Below are 18699 nucleotides of genomic sequence, written 5' to 3'. Positions count from 1 at the left end.
ATACTATGAATAACTTAAAATTTAAAGCAAAAGGAGAAAATTTAACTTTAGAAGAAGTGTTAGAATTCGAAAGGTTTTATGCAATAGAATTACCTGAAAGTTATAAGAATTTTATGCTTGAAAACAATGGGATGAGGTTGTTAAGGGATTATTTTTTTAAACCTGAAATATGGGAAGATGCATTATATTTAGAATATATATTACCGATTAAACACGGTAGTTATATTGTAGAAGAAGCTAATATAGGAGGTATCGATGATTATCCTAAAGGTAATTTAGTTATTGGACATGTTCAAGGAGGAATAATATCCATGTCTGTGAAAAAAGATGATTACGGAAGTATTTATGTTTGTTATTCAGATGGAGAAATGCATAAGTTGACTGATTCTTTTACAGAGTTTCTAGAAGGGTTAAAAGAATTGTAAATAACGTATATTAATTGTAAAGCTGCCCTACAAGTTTTTGTAGGGTAGTTTTTTGTGTAAAAATATTTTTTAAGTTGGATGAAGTTCGTTTAGAGAGTGTTGTAAAAAAAGAAAAGTGCCTTTTAAAGTATCAAAGAAATAGAGAATCATCTGATATTAATAGATTAATAAAAGATATTAAATGAAGGAATTTGGTATAGATTACGAGTTAATAAATCATGAGGATTTAGATAAAATAGAAAACTTATTAAAAGCTAAGCTGTCTTCTGATTATAAAAAACATATGCTTAAATTTAACGGAGGTACGGTACCTCTTGATAAGGAATATGTTTTTAATTTCAATGAGAATGAATTAGTATTAGAAGGGTTTCATCAGGTTAAATATGGTGAGGGGAATCTTGAGGATTATTATGCTCATAACATAATTTTTTATTTCCAAATTTATTGTCTATTGGAACAATTGTGGGAGGTTTTTTAGCATTAGGGTATCAAGAGCAAAATTTTGGAAAAGTTTTTTGTTATTTTTCTGATAAAGAGCCTTTTGAGATTTCTGGTTCATTTTCCGATTTTATTGGTGAGCTTAAAGAAGTAGAGGTAGATATATAGGGTTCTGCTATTAAAAAAAACTTCGCAAAGGCTAATTTTAGTTATAAAACAAAATTGATTCATTATTGAGAGAAGCTATCTTGACTTTTCATAGATAGCCTTATTTGTAGTTTCTGAAGTGGTTTTTTTTAGGCGGAACTGAAAAGATTGCGTGATTTGATAAGGTAATAGCGTTACCTCTCACTTTTCCTTTAAGGTAGGAAGCATGTTTTCAATAGCGGGTAAGTTGGGTAATGGCGACTATGATAAGATTAAAGGGTATAGTTTAGAAGATATTAATAGTGCTTTTGACAAAATAAAAAAAAGGTATTGTCAAGGTAAATATTACGTGTAATAGGATCCCTGATTTCACAAACAGTTGGGTAGAATTAGATATAAACCCTTCTTTAGGTTGTGATTTAAATAGTGTATTAGAGTTAACATGGTATCATATGGATGACTTAGATTCTGATTTGAAAAGCTCTTTACAATTAGTTATTAGAGAGGTTCATGAGCAAACAACCCAACATATGGGCAGTCATAAACAACTAAAAGAGATTTTAAATTTGGTAAAATAACTGATATTATGAATAATATAAAATTCGAAGCAGAAGGAAATGATTTAACTAGAGAGGAATTAATTGAATTAGAAAATTTGTATTCCGTGAAGCTACCTGAGAGTTATAAAAACTTTATGCTAAAAAGTAACGGTATGAATCCGTTAGGAGAATATTTTTTTAAACCAGAAATATGGGAGGATACATTATATTTAGAATATATATTACCGATTAAATACGGTAGTTATATTGTAGAAGAAGCTAACATAGGAGGTATCGATGATTATCCTAAAGGTAATTTAGTTATTGGACATGTTCAAGGGGGAACAATATCTTTGTCTGTGAAAAAAGACGATTATGGTAGTATTCATGTTTATTATTCAGATGGAGAAATGCATAAGTTGGCGGATTCTTTTACGGAATTTTTGGAAGGGTTAAAAGAATTGTAAATAACGATATATTATTTGAAAAGCTGCCTTATAATTTTTTGTGAGGTAGTTTTTTTGAGTAAAAATGAAATGTTTTTTAAGTTGGATAAAGTTTGTTTAGAGAGTGTTGTAAAAAAGGAAAAGTGCCTTCTAAAGTAACAAACAAATAGAGGAGCTTCTGAAATTAATTGATTAATAAAGGATGAAATTTAAAAAAAGAGAAGAAAAATTGATTTCTGAATCGGAGATTTTGAATTTAGAGTTGGAATATGGTATCTCATTACCGGAAGATTACAAAGAAAAAATATTAGAGATGAATGGTTTTTCGTCTACGGTTGACTTATACTTTAAGCCGGAAGAATGGGATGACGAGATAGAGTTTTTTAATGTTTTTTCAATTAAATACGGTTCAAGTACTTTTGAAAAGTATAACACAAAAGATTGTTTAAATGATTATCCAGAAGGGAAAATTTCTATTGGGAGGTCAAGAACAGGTAATTTTTCTATGTCTGTAAAAAAAGATGATTACGGGAGTATTTATGTTTATTATTCAGATGGAGAAATGCATAAGTTAGCTAGTTCTTTTTCAGAGTTTCTAGAAGGTTTAAAAGAATTGTAAATAACATATATTAATTGTAAAGCTGCCATGCAAGTTTTTGTAGGGTAGTTTTTTGTGTAAAATGAAGTTTACAAACAATTAAATATTATCATAAATGAAGAAGTTTAAAAATTATAATGGCGATATAGGTATAGAAGAAATAGAAGAATTAGAGAAGTTAATTATGGCTAAACTACCTAACGATTATAGGGAACATGTGTTAAAGTCCAATGGGGGTAAGGTTTCATTTGAAAAAGAATATATTATACGACATGATAATCGAGAATTTTGTTTGAGTGGGTTTTATCCTATAAAAAATGGGGCTAGTAATGTGAAAGATTATTTCAACAACAAACATAATTTTCTTTATCCTAATTTATTGCCTATTGGATATATTGCTCTAGGGTATAAAGAAGGTAATTATGGAGAGATTTATTTTTATTTTTCAGATGAATTACCATTTAAAGTAGCAAGTTCTTTCAAAAGCTTTTTGAAAAATATAGAAGTACAAGACTCAGATATATGAAGTCGAATAGCATAAAAGGTTTGATGAAGATTACTAATATAAAATTCGAAGCAAAAGGAGAAAATTTAACTTTAGAAGAAGTGTTAGAATTCGAAAGATTTTATGCAATAGAATTGCCTGAAAGTTATAAGAGTTTTATGCTTGAAAATAATGGAATGAGGTTGTTAAGGGCTTATTTTTTTAAACCGGAAGTATGGGAAGAGGAATTGTATTTTGAATATTTATTACCAATCAAATATGGGAAATATAATCTTGAAAGAGCTAATATTGGAGGTTTAGATGATTTCCCTAATGGTCATTTATCTATTGGACATGTTCAGGGAGGAACAATATCTTTGTCTGTGAAAAAAGACGATTATGGTAGTATTCATGTTTATTATTCAGATGGAGAAATGCATAAGTTGACTGATTCTTTTACAGAGTTTCTAGAAGGGTTAAAAGAATTGTAAATAACGTATTAATTGTAAAGCTGCCCTACAAGTTTTTGTAGGGTAGTTTTTGTGTAAAAATATTTTTTAAGTTGGATAAAGTTTGTGAATAGAAATATTAGAAAAAAGAGAAGATGTCTTTTGAGGTCCAAAAAAAATAAGTGTGTTGTGCTTGTGCGTTGAACATAGTATTAATAAAAGATGGAATTTAAAATAAGAAATATTAATTTATAAAATAATTACAACTAATGAGAATAATAGAAGCTTATCTAATGACACCTATTTTATATCTTTATAAAGTAAAGAAAATAGAAGATGTCAGATTTGACAAAAAGTTAGGTGAAAAAATAAAAGATTATGATGAGTTAAATGATAGAAAAGGTGTTTATGAAATGCTTAAATGGGCAGAAGATCATCCAGATTTTCATTTTGAATCAATAATGGAAAATGCTCCCGTAAGGGGGAAATTAAAATTTACAAATGACGAAGTTTATTCTTATTTAATGAATTTCAAATCCTTTATGGAAAATGAAGAATTCGGGTTATTGACGGATGATCGACCAACAAATCGTCCTTGGGAACAAGAGTAACACTAAAGCACTCGTAAAAAGGGTGCTTTTTTAATACTATGCTCAAAAACTTTTTAGAATGAAGTAAGACTATTTAATAGAACAGTAACGTTTGGTATTGATACTTTTACTAGATTGATTGATGTTGTTGCTGACTTTATCAAAAACATTCCAAAGCATTTAGATACTTTAAAAGGTTGGATTGATGAGTTTATCAATAGTTTAAAAGGTTTTGAAAATCAGATATTCAAAGGTTTAGAAGCTACCCTTGATTTGCTATATGACCTAGGTGTTGTGATTGCTCAAAAAATAGATCCTAATACAGGGGAAGTACTGGTTCAAGGTGTCGATGGAGCAATTTATACCGTAAAACAAAATGGGAAAACCATTTTGGAGGGTACTGAAGATGCTATCAGGAAATTTGCACAACGAATTGATGAGATTCGTACTAGTGGAGGAAATACTAAGAAGAAAGTTCAACATTATCTGGATAAATTGGCAGAGGATTTGAGTATTAAGTATAGTAATGTTTTAAATGAAAGAGGTTTAAAAGTTGTAAGGGAAAAAGGAGCTAGCACAAATATTTCAGTTCTAGATACGGAAGGGGATATTATAATGAAAGGTAAACAAGATGATATTGAGAAATATCTTAAAAAAATGGAAAAGAGCAATGAGGAGATTATTTCCGAATTTGATAGGGTACTTAAAATAGCTGTTAAGAGTGATTCCAAAAGATTTAACCCGTTAAAAAAAGCATTAATAAAATATAGAAATAAAGGAATTAATATTTTAAAAAGTGGGCTTAAAGGAGGAATTGAAAAAGGAAGAGGTTTGGTACCAGATTTTCTACATACACCGCAGTATTTATTTAATGCTGATAAAAGGTTTGGTAAGATTAAGATAAAAGTAACAGGAATAGACAGTGATGATTTCCGTCTTTGTAATGAAGCGGTAGAAAAGTTTATGCCTGGATTTACTAAAAAGTATGTGCTAAATGGTAAAAATAAACCAAATAGGTATACATGGCATCATATGGATGATTATGATCCCATTACAGGAGAGTGTACTATGCAATTAGTAAAGACAAAAATACATACAGCATGTTTTCCTCATAAAGGAGCTCCTGGTATAATAGAGTTATTTTTTGGTATTGCAAGGTCAAAATCATAATAATGTAAAATATGAAAAAAATGAAAATAACAGACAGTATTGAAAAAATTTCACCAGATAAGTTTGGACAATTTGTAAAAGTATATGATTTAAACTTACCAAACTCATACACGGAGTTTATTCTTCAAAATAACGGAGGGTACCCTGATAAATCTAATTTTTACTCTAAAAAAGTGGGATTGGACTTTGATTTTGATTTTTTCTATTCAATTGATCTAGAATATAAAGGCAATGATGTACTAGATGCTTTAGATGACCTAGTAACTGTTAATGAAATTATTGACGATTATCAGATTGAAGAGAAAGAGTTATCTGAATTTTTATATCCTTTTGGACAGAATTCGGGCGGAGCAACTTATTGTATTTCTACTAAGGATGAGGATTATGGTACCGTTTATCTGCATTACTGGGATGGGAGTAGTTTACAGTATGTTTGTGGTTCTTTTGAAGAATTTATAGAAGGATTGAAATAGTGTTTATACATCGAGTATTGAGAAGAATGAATGCTTTAGGCTATAGATAGTATGGATTTGTAATCTGTGCAAGGTATGTAATAGGATAACAACACTTCAGAAGAACCATATTAATAATGAATTAAGGTGGTTCTTCTTTTAAAAACTCCAAAATAATTAATTTTCTTAACAGGAGGAACTGGGACGATTGCTAAAGTTTTAAAAGAAACATTACGATCGTACAAAGCACTCATTCAGATGCCTTTTAAAGCAGGGAGATTGGTAGGGAAAACAGTAAAATTTGGTATTGATACTTTTACTAGATTGATTGCTGTTATTGCTTACTTTATCAAAAACATCCCAAAGCATATTGATACTTTAAAAGGTTGGATTGATGAGTTTATTGAAAGTTTAGCTAAGATAACCCGAGTTTTTTCGGATGATGTTTATAAATTATATGAAAAACTAGGTATTACCATTAAAAAAGTACCTCAGCAGCCCGTTTTGGCAAGTGGTATACCTGTGCCTGTTGGAGATAATCTATATGCTTTAGTAAAAGAAGGGAAAGAAGTTTTTAGAGGTTCTAAAATAGAAGTAGAGGAGCTTGCTGAAAAACTGAAAGGCTTAGATGATGCTGAAGCTAAAAAGTATTTGGATGAATTAAGGTCTAGACAGATACCTTTTCATCGAGTTTATGAAAAAGGATATGTTTATGATAAACCTATAATACCTGCTCTCGATGAAGTAAAAATTCTTTATGGAGACAAAGGGGTTGAGTTGTATAATACGGTTACAAGGCAAGTTCGTAATTTTAGAAAAAAATCTAAGTTTAAAAATAGTCTTAGAGATGTTGTCCTGGTTGCTGGTGTAACGAGTAAAAAGTATGTTAAAGACATAGTTATGCATACTAATTTTTCTAATAAAAAACTGAATAAATTTTTGTCTAAGAGTGGAATCAATAGGCAGACATCTAAATTGGGAGATGTTAAAAAGGTTTATAAATATATGCTTTCTGAAGGGCATATTAAATATGATATCCATCCATTTTTGGAAAATAGATTGAAATTGCATTTTGAAAAAATAGGAGAATTTCATAACGGAGTTAAACATTCTTCCAATTATAGTTGGAGGCAGACAGGAGATTTACCGGGAATACATGCAGAGGTATTGTCTATGAATGAGCTGTTATGGAGAATAGAAGCTAAAGGTTATAAAATCAGTGATGAACTGTTAAAAGAATTTATTGGTTTTAATAGAAATTTATTAAGAAATAGAGTGATGATTAGATGCGGAGACTGTAATTTTATGACTCATGGCATAGAGTTTATTGAAAAATTTATTTAAAAAAGATATATGATTATGAATCAAGAATTAAAAAGATCTGAAAAAATAAGAGTAAAAGAGGAAGATTTAGATGATAAAGGAACAGGGAAATATACAGGCTTAGAGTATTGGTATGAAGGGAAACCTTTTACTGGTTTTGTTGTGTTTAGCTATCATGATAACGGTTTCGTTGCTTCGGAGCAAGAGTATGTTGATGGACAAACTATGGGTTGGGCTGTTGATTATCACGATAATGGCAAAATTGAATATGAGTCTCTCGAATACGGGGCTTCCTCAGTAGTTTTTTATGAGTATGATACTGAAGGTAATCAAACTGATGGTGGATTTGTAAATACTAAGGCATTGTATAATTCAGTAGCTAGGCATACAGGTATGCCTCAAGTTGATGAATATGGGTATACTGATGAATAATATTTAATAATTAGTGTGATGAACTAAGGGAGAGGTTACCAAATATTCGGTAACCTTTTTTGTTATATTACAATATATCCCCAAATCTCCGACAAAATAAGCTTGTATATTCATTAAAATTAAATAATACAAAGAGAAACGTTAATTTAGAAGTTACCTTGTTTGATAAATCAAACCCTTATAATCTGCCTGTGAAGGAAGGGAAAAAAATATTATATGGAGATTTATTTATTCCAACAAAAATCACAGATGAAGTTGCAGGGATAGGAAAAATAGTATTGGATGATTCTTTGTCTTTTTTTAAAAACCATCCTAATTTTGGAAGCGTAGACGGAAACTTTGGAGTTTGGTTAAAAGATGATGATTTGTATAAATCTTATGGTGGCCAGTCTGTTAATTTGAGAAAGTTTTGGGAGGCTATGACGAAAAGTAATAATGATGTAGAGTTATCCGCCTTCGAGACATTTACGGGAAAATGGGCAAAGGATAATGGGTTTACTACAGTTTGGTATGATCCAGTAAATTTTCCTTTAACCAAAGAAACCGTTATTCTAAAATTTATAAAAGAAAAATAATATGAGTTACATAAGAATTTCAAATGATAGTTTTTTTGATAAAGAATACTATTCAACTTTTGCAAAGCAAGATGAGTATAAATTTTTTAATGTTGGATCTAGTTTCAGCACCCTAGTTACTTTTTACAAAGATTTGTTAAGAGAGGTTTTAAATAACAAGGTTGATGAAGTTTTTAGAGATGAAGTAATAGAGAGTAATCAAATTAAACAAATAAAGGAAGTTTTTGAAAGAGAATAGGAGAAGAAGCTTCCAAGTGTTGAGCCTGTTCCTGATGCTGGAGGACCGGTAAATGAAGTAATACAATGGAATGGAAAGGACTATCCGCTATGTCTTTCATTAACAAAACCTATAAGTAGACAGGTGTCAGATTTCTATAAAATAATATCAATATGTAAGGAGTGTTTATTGGAAAACAAACCATTGTATTTGTCCATTGAATAGATAGCTTTAATGCTACTTGAAACTCAAAAAATGGATGTTTGTAATCCGTACCGGACACGTAAACAGATAACTATAACTTTAAAAACTACCTTAATGTAATATTGAGGTAGTTTTTTGTTTTGTAGCCTAATAAAAAGGTTGGTTTGAAGAAGAAGCCATCTGGTTATACGTGGCATCATATGGACGATTATGATCCAATAACAGGAGAGTGTACGATGCAGCTTGTAAATAAAAAATTACATGAGTGGTCTTGTCCTCATAAAGGAGGTGCTGGGTTATGGATGGACTTATTCAGAATAGTTTATAAGAGAAGAAAAAAAACATTTAATTAATATGAAAAAAATTCAATTAATACAAGGAGGAGAGCCTATCTCTCCAGAAGAGTTGGAGAAATTTGTTAACGAGTTTGAGCTTAAATTGCCAAATTTATACAAAAGTTTTATTCTAGCTTCAAATGGTGGTTATCCTAATTTAAGTGCATTTGGCAACCCATATGAGGATGGGTCGGAAGTTGATAGTTTTTATGCTATTACTATGGTTGATAATGATAAAGTTGATGATTTAGTTATATCTTCTAGAGATGTTATAAAAACGCATCAAATATTAGAAAAGAATTTGTCTTCTCATTTCTATCCTTTTGCTGATGATATTGGAGGGGCTAAATTTTGTTTTTCCATGAATGATTTGGATTTTGGAAGTGTTTATTTAATTTTTTTAGATGGAACAACTGATGAGCCAACTTTCATTTGTGATTCGTTTGAAGAATTTATAAACGGGTTGGAAGATATTGAAATATATGAAGAAGATTAATTTTATGTAGCAGATGAGGAATTTTGTTTCTATTTGGCTTGTAAAAGTTTAAATCAATTTATGAAAGAGAGATATAATAGTAAAGGAGATGTTTCTTCTTTATTTATCGAGAAAATTGGTGATGAGTATTTGGATAATCAATTTCAAGAAGTTGATTTTTATGAAAATAAAACGAATAAAAATGAGATATTTGAAGGTTTCTCTTATGTAGAGTCTTTTATTCAAGATATTCCTGAGTTAAGATGGAATGATTTTAACTCAATTATCCTTATTTACAATTTTGAGTATGAAACGAAAGGTATAGGGGATTAAAAACTAAAGTTTTTAGGGGTGTTTAATTATACTGAAGATTAAACGGATAGGGCGGATTCGTAATCTGTGCTAAGTTTTTATAGACATAATAGTACAAAATTTAAAAACTATCTCAATGCATAATTGAGGTAGTTTTTTGTTTTCTAGTTCGGAAGTTCGTGTGTTTTGTTAGCAGGAACCACTAGAGGTATCACCGAAAACTGACAAACATTTTTTGTGGTATTACAATTTGTACGACAACAATGGTCGCTTTTAAATTTAACATAAAAATAGGATGTCAATTGAATGAAGTTTAAACATATGTTGCTATGTTTATGTTTGCTATGAATTATAAAAAAAGAAAAGTTATGGATTGCTATAATAAGAGTGAATATACTACTAATATTGAAAGAATTTTTAAAGTTACAAGAGAAGAAAATGTAGTCGATTTATCTAAATCGTTATCTATAGTAAATAGAATTGCTAGTGCTGTCAATTTCGAAAATGAAATATTTTCATTGACTTTTATTGCTTGTATTGGCGGGGTTTTAAAATGTTTTTCCATGTGCGTTATTGCCAATGAGTGTATTGACTTCCATTATTGTACTCAGTTAAAGGAGCAGTTGGGAATTACAATTGAAGGGTCAGGCATGCTGTTTGAGATTCGTAATTATTTACATGACTTTTTGATTGTTTTTGATTCGAGTAATAGTGTATTTATCAACACAGAAACGGTAAAAAATGGATGGGTTCATTTCAGAAAATGATGTATGTATTCACATTTTACAAAATAAACTGTAAAATGTTTGTATGTGTTTGTAAAATGTTATATCTTTGCAGAGCTTATCAACAGTTCATTGGAATTTATTAACCTTTTTATGTTATGCAGAAACTTAATAGTTAGATTATCCCCCGTTCAGGAAAGAAAAAATAAGAAAAAGAATCAGGAACTTACTAGTTTTATCTGCTAACGCTTAAAATCAAACATTTGTATGAATAGTTTAATGTCAGTAGCGTTATCTCAATTCGGAGTAAAAGAAGTACAAGGATCAAAAGATCATCCTCAAATAGTAAATTACTTTACCTCTTTAGGGTTTGACGCTTCAAAATTTAAAGATGAAACCTCTTGGTGTAGTGCTTTTATAAACTGGGTAGCACAACAAGCAGGATATGAAAAATCAAATCGATTAACAGCGAGAAGCTGGTTAACCGTCGGAGCTTCTACAATGAATCCTCAACAAGGTGATATTGTAGTTTTGTGGAGAGAGTCACCTAATAGCTGGAAAGGCCATGTTGGGTTTCTAGTAAAAGAGTCGAAACGATATGTATACCTCTTAGGAGGTAATCAAGGAAATAGCGTAAGTATAAAAGCTTATCCGAAGAATAGAATTCTAGATTATAGAAAATTATGTAAAGATGGATAGGTTAATACATGTTATTTTTTGGCTATTTGCATTGCTTTCGCCATTAAATGGAGTGTTAACTACCGTGATGTTTTTAATTGTGGTCGATTTTATTACTGGGGCATATGCAGCAATAAAGTTACATCAACCCATAAAAAGTGAAAAAATTGCAAATACCATATCTAAATTTTTCATTTACAATTTGGTTATTATCTCAGCGTATTTTTTAGAAAAACACATAGTAAATGAAGTGCCTTTTTTAAAAATAATAGCAGGATTTATCGCAGTTACTGAAATAAAATCCATTTTAGAAAATTACAATAAAATCTATGGAGTAAATCCATTAAAGGCGTTGTTTAAAATAGTAAACCAAAACGGATTTAATGAGGCTATGGGAGAAATAGCAGAAGAAGAAGAAAAAGAGAAAAAAGAAAAAGTTTAGTCGCTAACACTGTTTTTAGCGCCTCTTTTTTATCAAATAATGTTTAAACCGATAAAAAAGAAAGAAATGAAACAAAACAAAGAAATTTTAAAACAATTCTTTGAAACAGGCGATAAGCCAACACAACAACAATACACCGATTTAATTGATAGTTATGTTGATGCTAAACAACCTTCAGGAGAAGCGAATCGAAGATTTGTTATTGATGAAACAGGAGATGTACAAGTTGCTCCAGGATTAAAGATACCAGAATACACATTTTCAGAAATTATAGGGAATAAGCTATCCTTATTAAAGGACGGTATAGTTGTGAAAGAAATAGATTTGACTACTTATTTGGATGATACAAATTTATCTCGATTAGTTTCAGGAACAGTCGATCCAACAGGAATAGCAACGTTTAAAAGAGATGATAATTCAACGTTTACTGTTGACTTTAGTAGTATTGTAGGTAGCTCGGGTGCACAAATTCAAGCAGATTGGAATCAAACTGATAATACCCAATCGGATTTTATTAAGAATAAGCCTAGTTTAATTGAAGGGGTTCCATACACAGGTGCAACGAAAAATCTAACACTAGGTAGCAGAGATTTTTATTGTAGAACGGCTAATGTTAGTTATTTACAAGCTCCTGCTGTCGGAGTAAATTCACCTACCAACCCAGTAATTACATTTCTAAAGAGTGGTGTTAGTATGACTGTAAGAATAAATACAAATACTTTAGGTTCTAATAGTGTTAATTTACCAGAAAGTGGAGGAACATTAGCAAGGTTAGAGGATATACCGAGCAGTAATAATAAATGGGGAGATTGGATTGATTTAACACCTTATTTAGCAGAACAATCAGCAACTTATAATAGAGCTAGAGCTAAGAAAAAAGAAAATGGAACTGTTTTCTTAGAAGTAATTTCTTTAACAATGCAAAGTGACGGATTTTTATTTTCTGGATTACCTGAAGAAATTAGACCACAAGACAGTAGGTATATAACAGCTTTGACTTCTACATACATACCTGTGGGGGCTATTTTAAATGCTTCAGGAGGCTTGTATGTAAAACAGGGCGCTAGAAGTATTACAATAGAGTATGACTCTACAAAAACTTTTTAAAACTTAACACATGCCGCAGATAAGAGGCAAAGGAAAGTATCGAGAGAAAGAGAATATAAAGATATAAGATTATTTCATAAGCTCTGACTCTGAGAAAAAAAATAATTAAATAGATAGCTTTAACATGCGTAAGTTTAAAGTTTTTGTAAAGAATGACTTTAACTTTGATAAAGTCTCTTAATCAGGCAGGGAATTTATATAGATTAAAGCTAAATAAAAGTCTAGTCACTAGCAAAACCAGTTTTTAGTGACTCTTTTTTATCAAAATGAATGAAAAAATATAAAAAAGATGAAACCGACATGTTTAAAATAATTATTAGAATTAATGATAATGATTATTTTAAACATCTAAGGTTACATGTTGTCATTAAAAAAGAAAATTAACACATGAAACAAAGTAAAGAAACCTTAAAACAATTTTTTGAAACAGGAGATAAACCTACACAGCAGCAATATTCGGATTTAATCGATAGTTATATCGATGCGAAACAAATGCCTGGAGAGCCCAATCGTAGATTCATGATTGATGAGAATGGAGATGTACAAGTCGCATCAGAATTAAAAACACCAGAATACACACTTTCAGAAATTATAGCAAATAAACTATCCTTATTAAAGGATGGAGTAGTTGTGAAAGAAATAGATTTAACAAATTACTTAGACGATACAAATTTATCTCGCCTAGTGTCAGGAACAGTCGATCCAGCAGGAATGGCAACTTTTGAAAGAGATGATAGCTCAACGTTTACTGTTGACTTTAGCAATATAGTAGGAGGGGGGAGTTTAAATAAGCTTAATGATCTGCAAGATGTAACCGTTGAAAAACAATCAGTATACTTTTTAACACAGAACCCTGACGGAAATGAAACACGAGGGTATAGAAATATAGTTCTTGGAAATGCAGGTGTTGATGGTGTTGGTGATGATAATATTATTCTTGGTGAACAAGCCGGAAACGGTTTAGGTAACGATGCTGCTAACGGTAATCATAGAAATGTGCTTGTAGGAGTAAAAGCAGGAAGTGATTTAGCGGGAGGAACAGATAATACTATTATCGGATTTGAGTCGGGTAAAACCAATAGATTTGGTAATAATAATATTTTGATTGGAAGTAGGGTTGATACTGAATCAACTGGCGATAGCAATAAATTAAATATTGGAAACATCATTAAGGGAGATGTTTTGTCTCATAAAATAGGTTTGAACGGAGTAGATCCTTTAGAAGATTTTCATATTAAAGGAGTTATGCGCCATGAAACTAGTCAAAATAAAGCTACTTTAAACTCCGGGATAGCAGAATTTTATGATCAAAGTAATATATCAAACATATTTTATCATTTAAAATTACCTTACAAGCACCGAGTTACCTCACCTTATCATGATAACGAAGGGCATTCACGTTGGCATATTCATATAACGGGATCTTCAAATGGTTCTCGCACGGCTATTGATTTGAGATGTATGGGCTTTCTTTTTAGTCCCAATGGAATTCGAAATAGTAGCGAAACTATAGTACATAACAATCCAGATGCGGGTATAGGAGTTTTAGGTGCTGGGTCTTATATTAGTGATACTGATAATAGAGTAGTGATTTGGTTTCAGCTTTCTAACTCGAATTTAACTCGCTTTAGAGTGGATAGTATGATTGCAGGAACGGGGCAAATATTATCAAAAGGAGATATAGGAATTACAGCTTCGGTCAACTCAAGAATTTAACAATCAAAAAGTCTAGTCACTAGCAAAACCAGTTTTTAGTGACTCTTTTTTATCAAAGAACAAATAGATAAAAAAGATGAAACCGACATGTTTAAAATAATTATTATAATTAATGGCAATGATTATTTTAAACATCTAAGGTTACATGTTGTCATTAAAAAAGAAAATTAACACATGAAACAAAGTAAAGAAACCTTAAAACAATTTTTTGAAACAGGAGATAAACCTACACAGCAGCAATATTCGGATTTAATCGATAGTTATATCGATGCGAAACAAATGCCTGGAGAACCCAACCGTAGATTCATGATTGATGAGAATGGAGATGTTTCTGTGGCTACTGGAGGTGGAGTTAGTGGTGATTTTGTAACTACAAATACCGATCAAGAAATTACAGGGACTAAAACGATCAAGGCTTCCTTGTATACAGAATATATTCAAAGTAACAGTCATATCAGCGCAGCTCAAAATATTACCTCGGGAGGAAGGGTAAGAACTGGGGGAAATGCATTGGATTTCACAGAGTCAGGAAATACGGGATCGGCAACTATAAAAGCTGATATTGTAGGTTCAACAATTCATACTTTGCAAGGAAAATCAGGAACAATAGCGCATTTAAGCGATATTCCTAAGGATAATTCTGTTGTTAAAACGGCGAAAGTATTGATATCGGCAGCTGAATTGGAGACAAATCAGGTGAAAACGATTATTCCGGCACAAGGAGCGAATACAATTATTGATATCCTTTCGGTAAATTCTGTTTTTAACTTTAATGGAACCTATTATGGCGATGCTTATTTGGAATTTAATCAAGGAATTATGGCTGTGTCATTAGCTGATGTAAACACCTACAACTACGTTGTAAAAACATCTCAAGGATCACAAGAAAGTAGAAGTATTCCAGTGAATACTGATTTTACAGCTCAAACATCGGGGGTAGTAAGCTCAGGAAATGACGGTGTGACTGTCTATGTTACCTATAGAGTAATTACAACTGATGGTTATGGGGTGGCAGTTGTAATGTAATTCTTAATAAGAAACCTAAGCCAAGGGGATTTATCCCCTTGTTTTGGCTTAACAACATGTCTTAACCCAGTTAAGAATCACTATCATTTTACTGTCAAAAACGAAAAAGTCATGGAGGAAATTACCAAAATTAAAAATCTAATGTTGGTGTTAGTTGCTGTTTTACTTCTCTTGAACTTATTAATAAAACGAAAGAGAGTATTAATAACTGAAAAACCAAAAATTACTATTGTTAGCGATACGATTTGGAAGACCAGAGTAGATACTTTCAAAGTGCAAACTATAAAGTATCAAAAGGTATACGTTCATAAAAATGATGTTACCAAGATTATAAGAGATACGGTTTTTCTAAAAGACAAAAAGAGCTACGAGCAAGCTAAAATATACAAAGACACTTTAAAAAATGATGATCTTGAAATTTATAGTTACGACTTAATTAAAGGTAGGCTATTAGCCAGTCGACTCTCTTATAAGTTGAAAGTACCAAAGCAAATTAAAACAACTAAAACAATTGAGTACCCCAAGAGCTATAGTAGTGGATTGTATCTGTTTTCAGAGATAGGAGGTAATTCTCGAAAATTTGATAATCTCAGTGTAGGGTTACAATACAATCGTAAGGAAAAATGGTTCGCTAGCTATCGAATCAATCTAAGTGAATTAAACCAACCGACGCACAACATCGGAATAGGTTTTCGATTGTTTAATTAGAAAAAAGAAAAAGTATGAGTAAAATAATAACGATGGATGATCTCATCGATTACTTAAAAATTCCAGATTTTACCCAAAAAGTAGATCAAGAGATCATAACAATTAAAATAACACGAGAGCAAAGTTTTCAAGAGAAAACTATACTTTTAAAAGATTTTCCAAGAGAAAATAAAGAAGTAAATATTTCCCAAACATTCTTTATGGATGCTAATAATGTTGCTTATAATAGATATATTCTTCGAGGAAATAGCTATTATAAAAATGTTTCCTATGATAGAGATGAAAGAGTGTTTACCGATGCTCATTTTCAAGAGCCATTGGTAGAGGTAACCATTCCTGAGGAAATCTATAATGGGGGATTTCAGTTTTTTATCAATCCAAACAATCAATTAGTTGGATTGGTTGAGGTGGTACATGCCGATAATTCAAAAGATTATATCAGTTTTAACCCCAGTAATTTCTCTCTTTTTAACGAAAAGACATATCACTACACCAATGTGTACGGTGAAAAAGCCAGTGAAAATTTAGGAATATCTGTAGCTTCTTTAAATGCCTCAGTACATCGTTTTCCTATTTTGTCAAAACGATTAGGAGATCGAAATCCCTATCAATTATCGTATTACTATAAAAAAGATGCAAACAAAATGCTACCATCTTTTTTATTAGATGAAGACGAAATCCCGATGATTGCTTTGAGAATTAGTTTCAAAACTTTATCTGGAGCACTAAGCTTTTTAAACGAAACTATTTTTAACTTTTATAACGAAGTAAATGATTTCAGGTCAAAATGGCGTCATCGTTTTTTAGAGCGTGTAGGATACCATATAACCCCAGTAGCCAATAAGTCAAATTTAAAAGATAGAAAAGCCCTTATTTATCAAATACCAGAAGCATTGTATTTTGTGTTTTACAATAAAGCCTCTTTGTGGGCAGCAGTAGAAACACTGGCAAGTGGGAATATCACTGATATTTTAGGAACTAATGAAGAAGATTTACTGCTAAAACTATTAAAAATTCTATATCATAGATATACCCATAAGTATAAAAACAAGCAAGATGTAGGAAGGGAAGTAGTTGAAGAAAAAGAGCTGGTTTATGTAAGAGAGCAGAATAACGAGTACTTAAAAAAGTTACTTACCGTTAAGGCAGATAATAAAACACTTTTACAAAAACTCGTCGATGGTTTGGATGGAGAGCAATTCAAAGCCTATGTTTATTTCATTTGGAGTATTTGGAAAAATAGTTCGTATGCAAATAGTAACCCCAAAACTAACAAGTTAATTGAAATTACAGAAGAAAGCCCAGTCTTGTTGGATTATCGATCAGATAAAACTCTAGGTTTTCATTATGATAATGCAAAAATAAACTGGGAAGGAAGTAAAGCTAAAATTGATCTTAGTGTTCGAGTAAAAGTGGGAACAAAGGAAGTTCCTGAATTGGTGAATGTAGGGTATGGCGAGCCAAAATCAAGATTTATTGATACTGGCAGAACAGAAAAAGTTGATGATTATCAAACCTTACAATACAGTTATCATCCGTTTTCGCCTATCCTAGTAAAGGATAGTAAAAATGCAGGCTTTATTTTAAAAGAACAAAATAAAGAAGAAGGTTCATTAAGCACAAAACTACCAGCATTTTTATTGTATGCCAACGATCAAACTGCCTTTTGGGAAAATGTATTTACTGGAGTGGAATATGCGGTAGATATTGTAACCACAGTGTCTGGTGTTGGTAACCTCATTAAAGTAGGTCGTTTAGTGAAGCTTCTTAATAAAGGAAAAACCTTATTGTATAAAACTAAGCAGGTAACATCAGCAATTAAAACTGTTAAAGCAGCCGCTGGAGCAATTGAAGTGAGTTCTGGTACAGTAAATACCTTGCTAAAACTAACAAGTGCTAATGATACAGAGTTAGGGAAAAGTATTTCTGAATACTTGTTTTATCTGGAAATGGTTGCCTTAGTGGGTGAAGTTTCGGTGTTTTTAAAAGGAAAGTTGCAGAAATCCGCTAAGGAAATTGTAGAAAACCCTAAATTCACAAAGTCTTTGGATAATTTGGTGAAGAAAGGAGAGTTGAAAGTGTCTGAGAAAGATCTTGTAAAAAAGGAAATTGAAAAAGTTGGTGGGATTAATGCTAAAATTGAAGACTTTTTTAAAAGAATAAAAAAGAAAGGAAAGCCAATTAAAGAGATTTTTATTTCGGATATTGTTAAGCAGTTAAAAAATGTAACCCCTCAGGGTACATTAATTGCGAGAGCTTTAGATAAAGATGATATTAGAAGAAAAATTTTGGATCCTTTGTCATTTAAAGCTTATGCTCAACATTATAGTGGTGGGAAAGTTGAACACGTTGAAAGGATTTCAGCTTTTGAGTATGATGGAATTATGTTTTTTCGGGAAACAACAGATGTTGATAAATTTTTTAATGAGATTGTTCATGAAGGAACGCACGCGTTAGATAGGATAAACGATATAATGGAAGATTATGATCAATTGTATGAAAGAACTAAAAATCTTGTTTATAATGGACGGAATGTTGGTGGTTATATAAAAGAGTTGACTTTAGACCAACTTGTAGAATTTAGGGCAAGATATTTTGAAAGAGAGTTTCAGATTGTAACTAAACAAAATCCAGATTTTATGACCTTTAAAGAAATGATTAAATTTATTAAAAAAGAATATTAAAG

Annotated in this window: 27 protein-coding genes; 26 read left to right on the top strand and 1 reads right to left on the bottom strand. The window is 31.1% G+C overall.

Annotated elements, in window-relative coordinates:
• Positions 1 to 5: 5 nt before the first annotated feature.
• From BLW23_RS13815 to BLW23_RS13775, 11 genes are all read left to right on the top strand, one after another.
• Positions 6 to 425 carry an SMI1/KNR4 family protein gene (locus tag BLW23_RS13815; protein WP_093670816.1) on the top strand — a complete coding sequence of 140 codons (420 nt, stop codon included), beginning with the start codon at positions 6 to 8 and terminating at the stop codon, positions 423 to 425.
• Between the two features lie 181 nt (positions 426 to 606).
• Positions 607 to 903: an SMI1/KNR4 family protein gene (locus tag BLW23_RS13810; protein WP_093670814.1), complete on the top strand. Its 297-nt coding sequence runs from the start codon at positions 607 to 609 to the stop codon at positions 901 to 903.
• A 333-nt stretch (positions 904 to 1236) separates the two neighbouring features.
• Positions 1237 to 1365, top strand: a complete 129-nt coding sequence (locus BLW23_RS23700; RefSeq protein ID WP_255362800.1) for a hypothetical protein — start codon at positions 1237 to 1239, stop codon at positions 1363 to 1365.
• Between the two features lie 97 nt (positions 1366 to 1462).
• The gene (locus BLW23_RS23045) at positions 1463 to 1588 is read left to right on the top strand and encodes a hypothetical protein (RefSeq protein WP_143032181.1); all 126 of its coding nucleotides are present in this window, start codon (positions 1463 to 1465) and stop codon (positions 1586 to 1588) included.
• An 8-nt stretch (positions 1589 to 1596) separates the two neighbouring features.
• Entirely contained in the window at positions 1597 to 2016 is a 420-nt protein-coding gene (locus tag BLW23_RS13805) for an SMI1/KNR4 family protein (protein ID WP_093670812.1), read from the top strand.
• A 181-nt stretch (positions 2017 to 2197) separates the two neighbouring features.
• Positions 2198 to 2614, top strand: coding sequence for an SMI1/KNR4 family protein (locus BLW23_RS13800; protein WP_093670810.1), 417 nt, complete (start codon positions 2198 to 2200; stop codon positions 2612 to 2614).
• Between the two features lie 94 nt (positions 2615 to 2708).
• Positions 2709 to 3119, top strand: coding sequence for an SMI1/KNR4 family protein (locus tag BLW23_RS13795; RefSeq protein WP_093670808.1), 411 nt, complete (start codon positions 2709 to 2711; stop codon positions 3117 to 3119).
• A gap of 23 nt (positions 3120 to 3142) precedes the next feature.
• Positions 3143 to 3568, top strand: coding sequence for an SMI1/KNR4 family protein (locus BLW23_RS13790; protein ID WP_176829830.1), 426 nt, complete (start codon positions 3143 to 3145; stop codon positions 3566 to 3568).
• Between the two features lie 227 nt (positions 3569 to 3795).
• Positions 3796 to 4137 (top strand): hypothetical protein, encoded by a 342-nt coding sequence (locus BLW23_RS13785; protein WP_255362799.1) that lies wholly within the window; start codon positions 3796 to 3798, stop codon positions 4135 to 4137.
• 114 nt (positions 4138 to 4251) lie between these two features.
• Positions 4252 to 5286, top strand: coding sequence for an HNH endonuclease signature motif containing protein (locus BLW23_RS23505; RefSeq protein ID WP_218134055.1), 1035 nt, complete (start codon positions 4252 to 4254; stop codon positions 5284 to 5286).
• Positions 5287 to 5306: 20 nt separating this feature from the next.
• Complete coding sequence (locus tag BLW23_RS13775) at positions 5307 to 5759, top strand: SMI1/KNR4 family protein (protein ID WP_176829829.1); 453 nt, start codon at positions 5307 to 5309, stop codon at positions 5757 to 5759.
• Positions 5760 to 5869: 110 nt separating this feature from the next.
• Here the strand turns inward: BLW23_RS13775 and BLW23_RS23695 are convergent, their stop codons facing one another.
• The gene (locus tag BLW23_RS23695) at positions 5870 to 5992 is read right to left on the bottom strand and encodes a hypothetical protein (RefSeq protein WP_255362798.1); all 123 of its coding nucleotides are present in this window, start codon (positions 5990 to 5992) and stop codon (positions 5870 to 5872) included.
• 4 nt (positions 5993 to 5996) lie between these two features.
• Here BLW23_RS23695 and BLW23_RS13770 point away from each other — a divergent pair, with 4 nt between their 5' ends.
• The 15 genes from BLW23_RS13770 to BLW23_RS13700 all read left to right on the top strand — a co-directional run bounded on the left by BLW23_RS13770 (position 5997) and on the right by BLW23_RS13700 (position 18697).
• Positions 5997 to 7082, top strand: a complete 1086-nt coding sequence (locus BLW23_RS13770; RefSeq protein WP_093670802.1) for a hypothetical protein — start codon at positions 5997 to 5999, stop codon at positions 7080 to 7082.
• 15 nt (positions 7083 to 7097) lie between these two features.
• Positions 7098 to 7493 carry a hypothetical protein gene (locus BLW23_RS13765; RefSeq protein WP_093670800.1) on the top strand — a complete coding sequence of 132 codons (396 nt, stop codon included), beginning with the start codon at positions 7098 to 7100 and terminating at the stop codon, positions 7491 to 7493.
• A gap of 191 nt (positions 7494 to 7684) precedes the next feature.
• On the top strand, positions 7685 to 8068 hold the full coding sequence (locus BLW23_RS13760; RefSeq protein ID WP_093670798.1) for a hypothetical protein: 384 nt from the start codon (positions 7685 to 7687) through the stop codon (positions 8066 to 8068).
• 1 nt (position 8069) lies between these two features.
• Positions 8070 to 8306 (top strand): hypothetical protein, encoded by a 237-nt coding sequence (locus BLW23_RS13755; protein WP_093670796.1) that lies wholly within the window; start codon positions 8070 to 8072, stop codon positions 8304 to 8306.
• 347 nt (positions 8307 to 8653) lie between these two features.
• A complete protein-coding gene (locus tag BLW23_RS13750) occupies positions 8654 to 8842 on the top strand; it encodes an HNH endonuclease (RefSeq protein WP_093670794.1) in 189 nt (62 codons plus the stop codon).
• A 1-nt stretch (position 8843) separates the two neighbouring features.
• On the top strand, positions 8844 to 9320 hold the full coding sequence (locus BLW23_RS13745) for an SMI1/KNR4 family protein (RefSeq protein WP_093670792.1): 477 nt from the start codon (positions 8844 to 8846) through the stop codon (positions 9318 to 9320).
• Between the two features lie 33 nt (positions 9321 to 9353).
• Positions 9354 to 9632, top strand: coding sequence for an immunity 22 family protein (locus tag BLW23_RS13740; RefSeq protein ID WP_255362797.1), 279 nt, complete (start codon positions 9354 to 9356; stop codon positions 9630 to 9632).
• Positions 9633 to 9979: 347 nt separating this feature from the next.
• A complete protein-coding gene (locus BLW23_RS13735) occupies positions 9980 to 10378 on the top strand; it encodes a hypothetical protein (protein WP_143032180.1) in 399 nt (132 codons plus the stop codon).
• A gap of 225 nt (positions 10379 to 10603) precedes the next feature.
• Entirely contained in the window at positions 10604 to 11035 is a 432-nt protein-coding gene (locus BLW23_RS13730; RefSeq protein WP_093670786.1) for a TIGR02594 family protein, read from the top strand.
• The gene (locus BLW23_RS13725) at positions 11028 to 11456 is read left to right on the top strand and encodes a phage holin family protein (RefSeq protein ID WP_093670784.1); all 429 of its coding nucleotides are present in this window, start codon (positions 11028 to 11030) and stop codon (positions 11454 to 11456) included. The genes BLW23_RS13730 and BLW23_RS13725 overlap by 8 nt, the downstream gene beginning before the upstream one ends.
• A 66-nt stretch (positions 11457 to 11522) precedes the next feature.
• Positions 11523 to 12563, top strand: a complete 1041-nt coding sequence (locus BLW23_RS13720; RefSeq protein WP_143032179.1) for a hypothetical protein — start codon at positions 11523 to 11525, stop codon at positions 12561 to 12563.
• A gap of 387 nt (positions 12564 to 12950) precedes the next feature.
• Positions 12951 to 14279 carry a hypothetical protein gene (locus BLW23_RS13715; protein WP_093670780.1) on the top strand — a complete coding sequence of 443 codons (1329 nt, stop codon included), beginning with the start codon at positions 12951 to 12953 and terminating at the stop codon, positions 14277 to 14279.
• A 174-nt stretch (positions 14280 to 14453) separates the two neighbouring features.
• Positions 14454 to 15305, top strand: a complete 852-nt coding sequence (locus BLW23_RS13710; RefSeq protein ID WP_093670778.1) for a hypothetical protein — start codon at positions 14454 to 14456, stop codon at positions 15303 to 15305.
• Between the two features lie 111 nt (positions 15306 to 15416).
• On the top strand, positions 15417 to 16013 hold the full coding sequence (locus tag BLW23_RS13705) for a hypothetical protein (RefSeq protein ID WP_093670776.1): 597 nt from the start codon (positions 15417 to 15419) through the stop codon (positions 16011 to 16013).
• 14 nt (positions 16014 to 16027) lie between these two features.
• Positions 16028 to 18697 (top strand): hypothetical protein, encoded by a 2670-nt coding sequence (locus BLW23_RS13700; RefSeq protein ID WP_093670774.1) that lies wholly within the window; start codon positions 16028 to 16030, stop codon positions 18695 to 18697.
• The last annotated feature ends 2 nt before the right edge of the window (positions 18698 to 18699 follow it).

The sequence above is a fragment of the Tenacibaculum sp. MAR_2009_124 genome, from assembly GCF_900105455.1.
Taxonomy (GTDB): domain Bacteria; phylum Bacteroidota; class Bacteroidia; order Flavobacteriales; family Flavobacteriaceae; genus Polaribacter.
Note: the sequence above shows the minus strand (reverse complement) of the source record. Positions and strands in the feature narration are given on the sequence as shown.

Coding starts and splice junctions, on each gene's coding strand:
- BLW23_RS13815 (WP_093670816.1), top strand. CDS start 6: ATGAATAACTTAAAATTTAAAGCAAAAGGAGAAAATTTAACTTTAGAA.
- BLW23_RS13810 (WP_093670814.1), top strand. CDS start 607: ATGAAGGAATTTGGTATAGATTACGAGTTAATAAATCATGAGGATTTA.
- BLW23_RS23700 (WP_255362800.1), top strand. CDS start 1,237: ATGTTTTCAATAGCGGGTAAGTTGGGTAATGGCGACTATGATAAGATT.
- BLW23_RS23045 (WP_143032181.1), top strand. CDS start 1,463: ATGGATGACTTAGATTCTGATTTGAAAAGCTCTTTACAATTAGTTATT.
- BLW23_RS13805 (WP_093670812.1), top strand. CDS start 1,597: ATGAATAATATAAAATTCGAAGCAGAAGGAAATGATTTAACTAGAGAG.
- BLW23_RS13800 (WP_093670810.1), top strand. CDS start 2,198: ATGAAATTTAAAAAAAGAGAAGAAAAATTGATTTCTGAATCGGAGATT.
- BLW23_RS13795 (WP_093670808.1), top strand. CDS start 2,709: ATGAAGAAGTTTAAAAATTATAATGGCGATATAGGTATAGAAGAAATA.
- BLW23_RS13790 (WP_176829830.1), top strand. CDS start 3,143: ATGAAGATTACTAATATAAAATTCGAAGCAAAAGGAGAAAATTTAACT.
- BLW23_RS13785 (WP_255362799.1), top strand. CDS start 3,796: ATGAGAATAATAGAAGCTTATCTAATGACACCTATTTTATATCTTTAT.
- BLW23_RS13775 (WP_176829829.1), top strand. CDS start 5,307: ATGAAAATAACAGACAGTATTGAAAAAATTTCACCAGATAAGTTTGGA.
- BLW23_RS23695 (WP_255362798.1), bottom strand. CDS start 5,992: ATGAGTGCTTTGTACGATCGTAATGTTTCTTTTAAAACTTTAGCAATC.
- BLW23_RS13770 (WP_093670802.1), top strand. CDS start 5,997: ATGCCTTTTAAAGCAGGGAGATTGGTAGGGAAAACAGTAAAATTTGGT.
- BLW23_RS13765 (WP_093670800.1), top strand. CDS start 7,098: ATGAATCAAGAATTAAAAAGATCTGAAAAAATAAGAGTAAAAGAGGAA.
- BLW23_RS13755 (WP_093670796.1), top strand. CDS start 8,070: ATGAGTTACATAAGAATTTCAAATGATAGTTTTTTTGATAAAGAATAC.
- BLW23_RS13745 (WP_093670792.1), top strand. CDS start 8,844: ATGAAAAAAATTCAATTAATACAAGGAGGAGAGCCTATCTCTCCAGAA.
- BLW23_RS13735 (WP_143032180.1), top strand. CDS start 9,980: ATGGATTGCTATAATAAGAGTGAATATACTACTAATATTGAAAGAATT.
- BLW23_RS13730 (WP_093670786.1), top strand. CDS start 10,604: ATGAATAGTTTAATGTCAGTAGCGTTATCTCAATTCGGAGTAAAAGAA.
- BLW23_RS13725 (WP_093670784.1), top strand. CDS start 11,028: ATGGATAGGTTAATACATGTTATTTTTTGGCTATTTGCATTGCTTTCG.
- BLW23_RS13720 (WP_143032179.1), top strand. CDS start 11,523: ATGAAACAAAACAAAGAAATTTTAAAACAATTCTTTGAAACAGGCGAT.
- BLW23_RS13715 (WP_093670780.1), top strand. CDS start 12,951: ATGAAACAAAGTAAAGAAACCTTAAAACAATTTTTTGAAACAGGAGAT.
- BLW23_RS13710 (WP_093670778.1), top strand. CDS start 14,454: ATGAAACAAAGTAAAGAAACCTTAAAACAATTTTTTGAAACAGGAGAT.
- BLW23_RS13705 (WP_093670776.1), top strand. CDS start 15,417: ATGGAGGAAATTACCAAAATTAAAAATCTAATGTTGGTGTTAGTTGCT.
- BLW23_RS13700 (WP_093670774.1), top strand. CDS start 16,028: ATGAGTAAAATAATAACGATGGATGATCTCATCGATTACTTAAAAATT.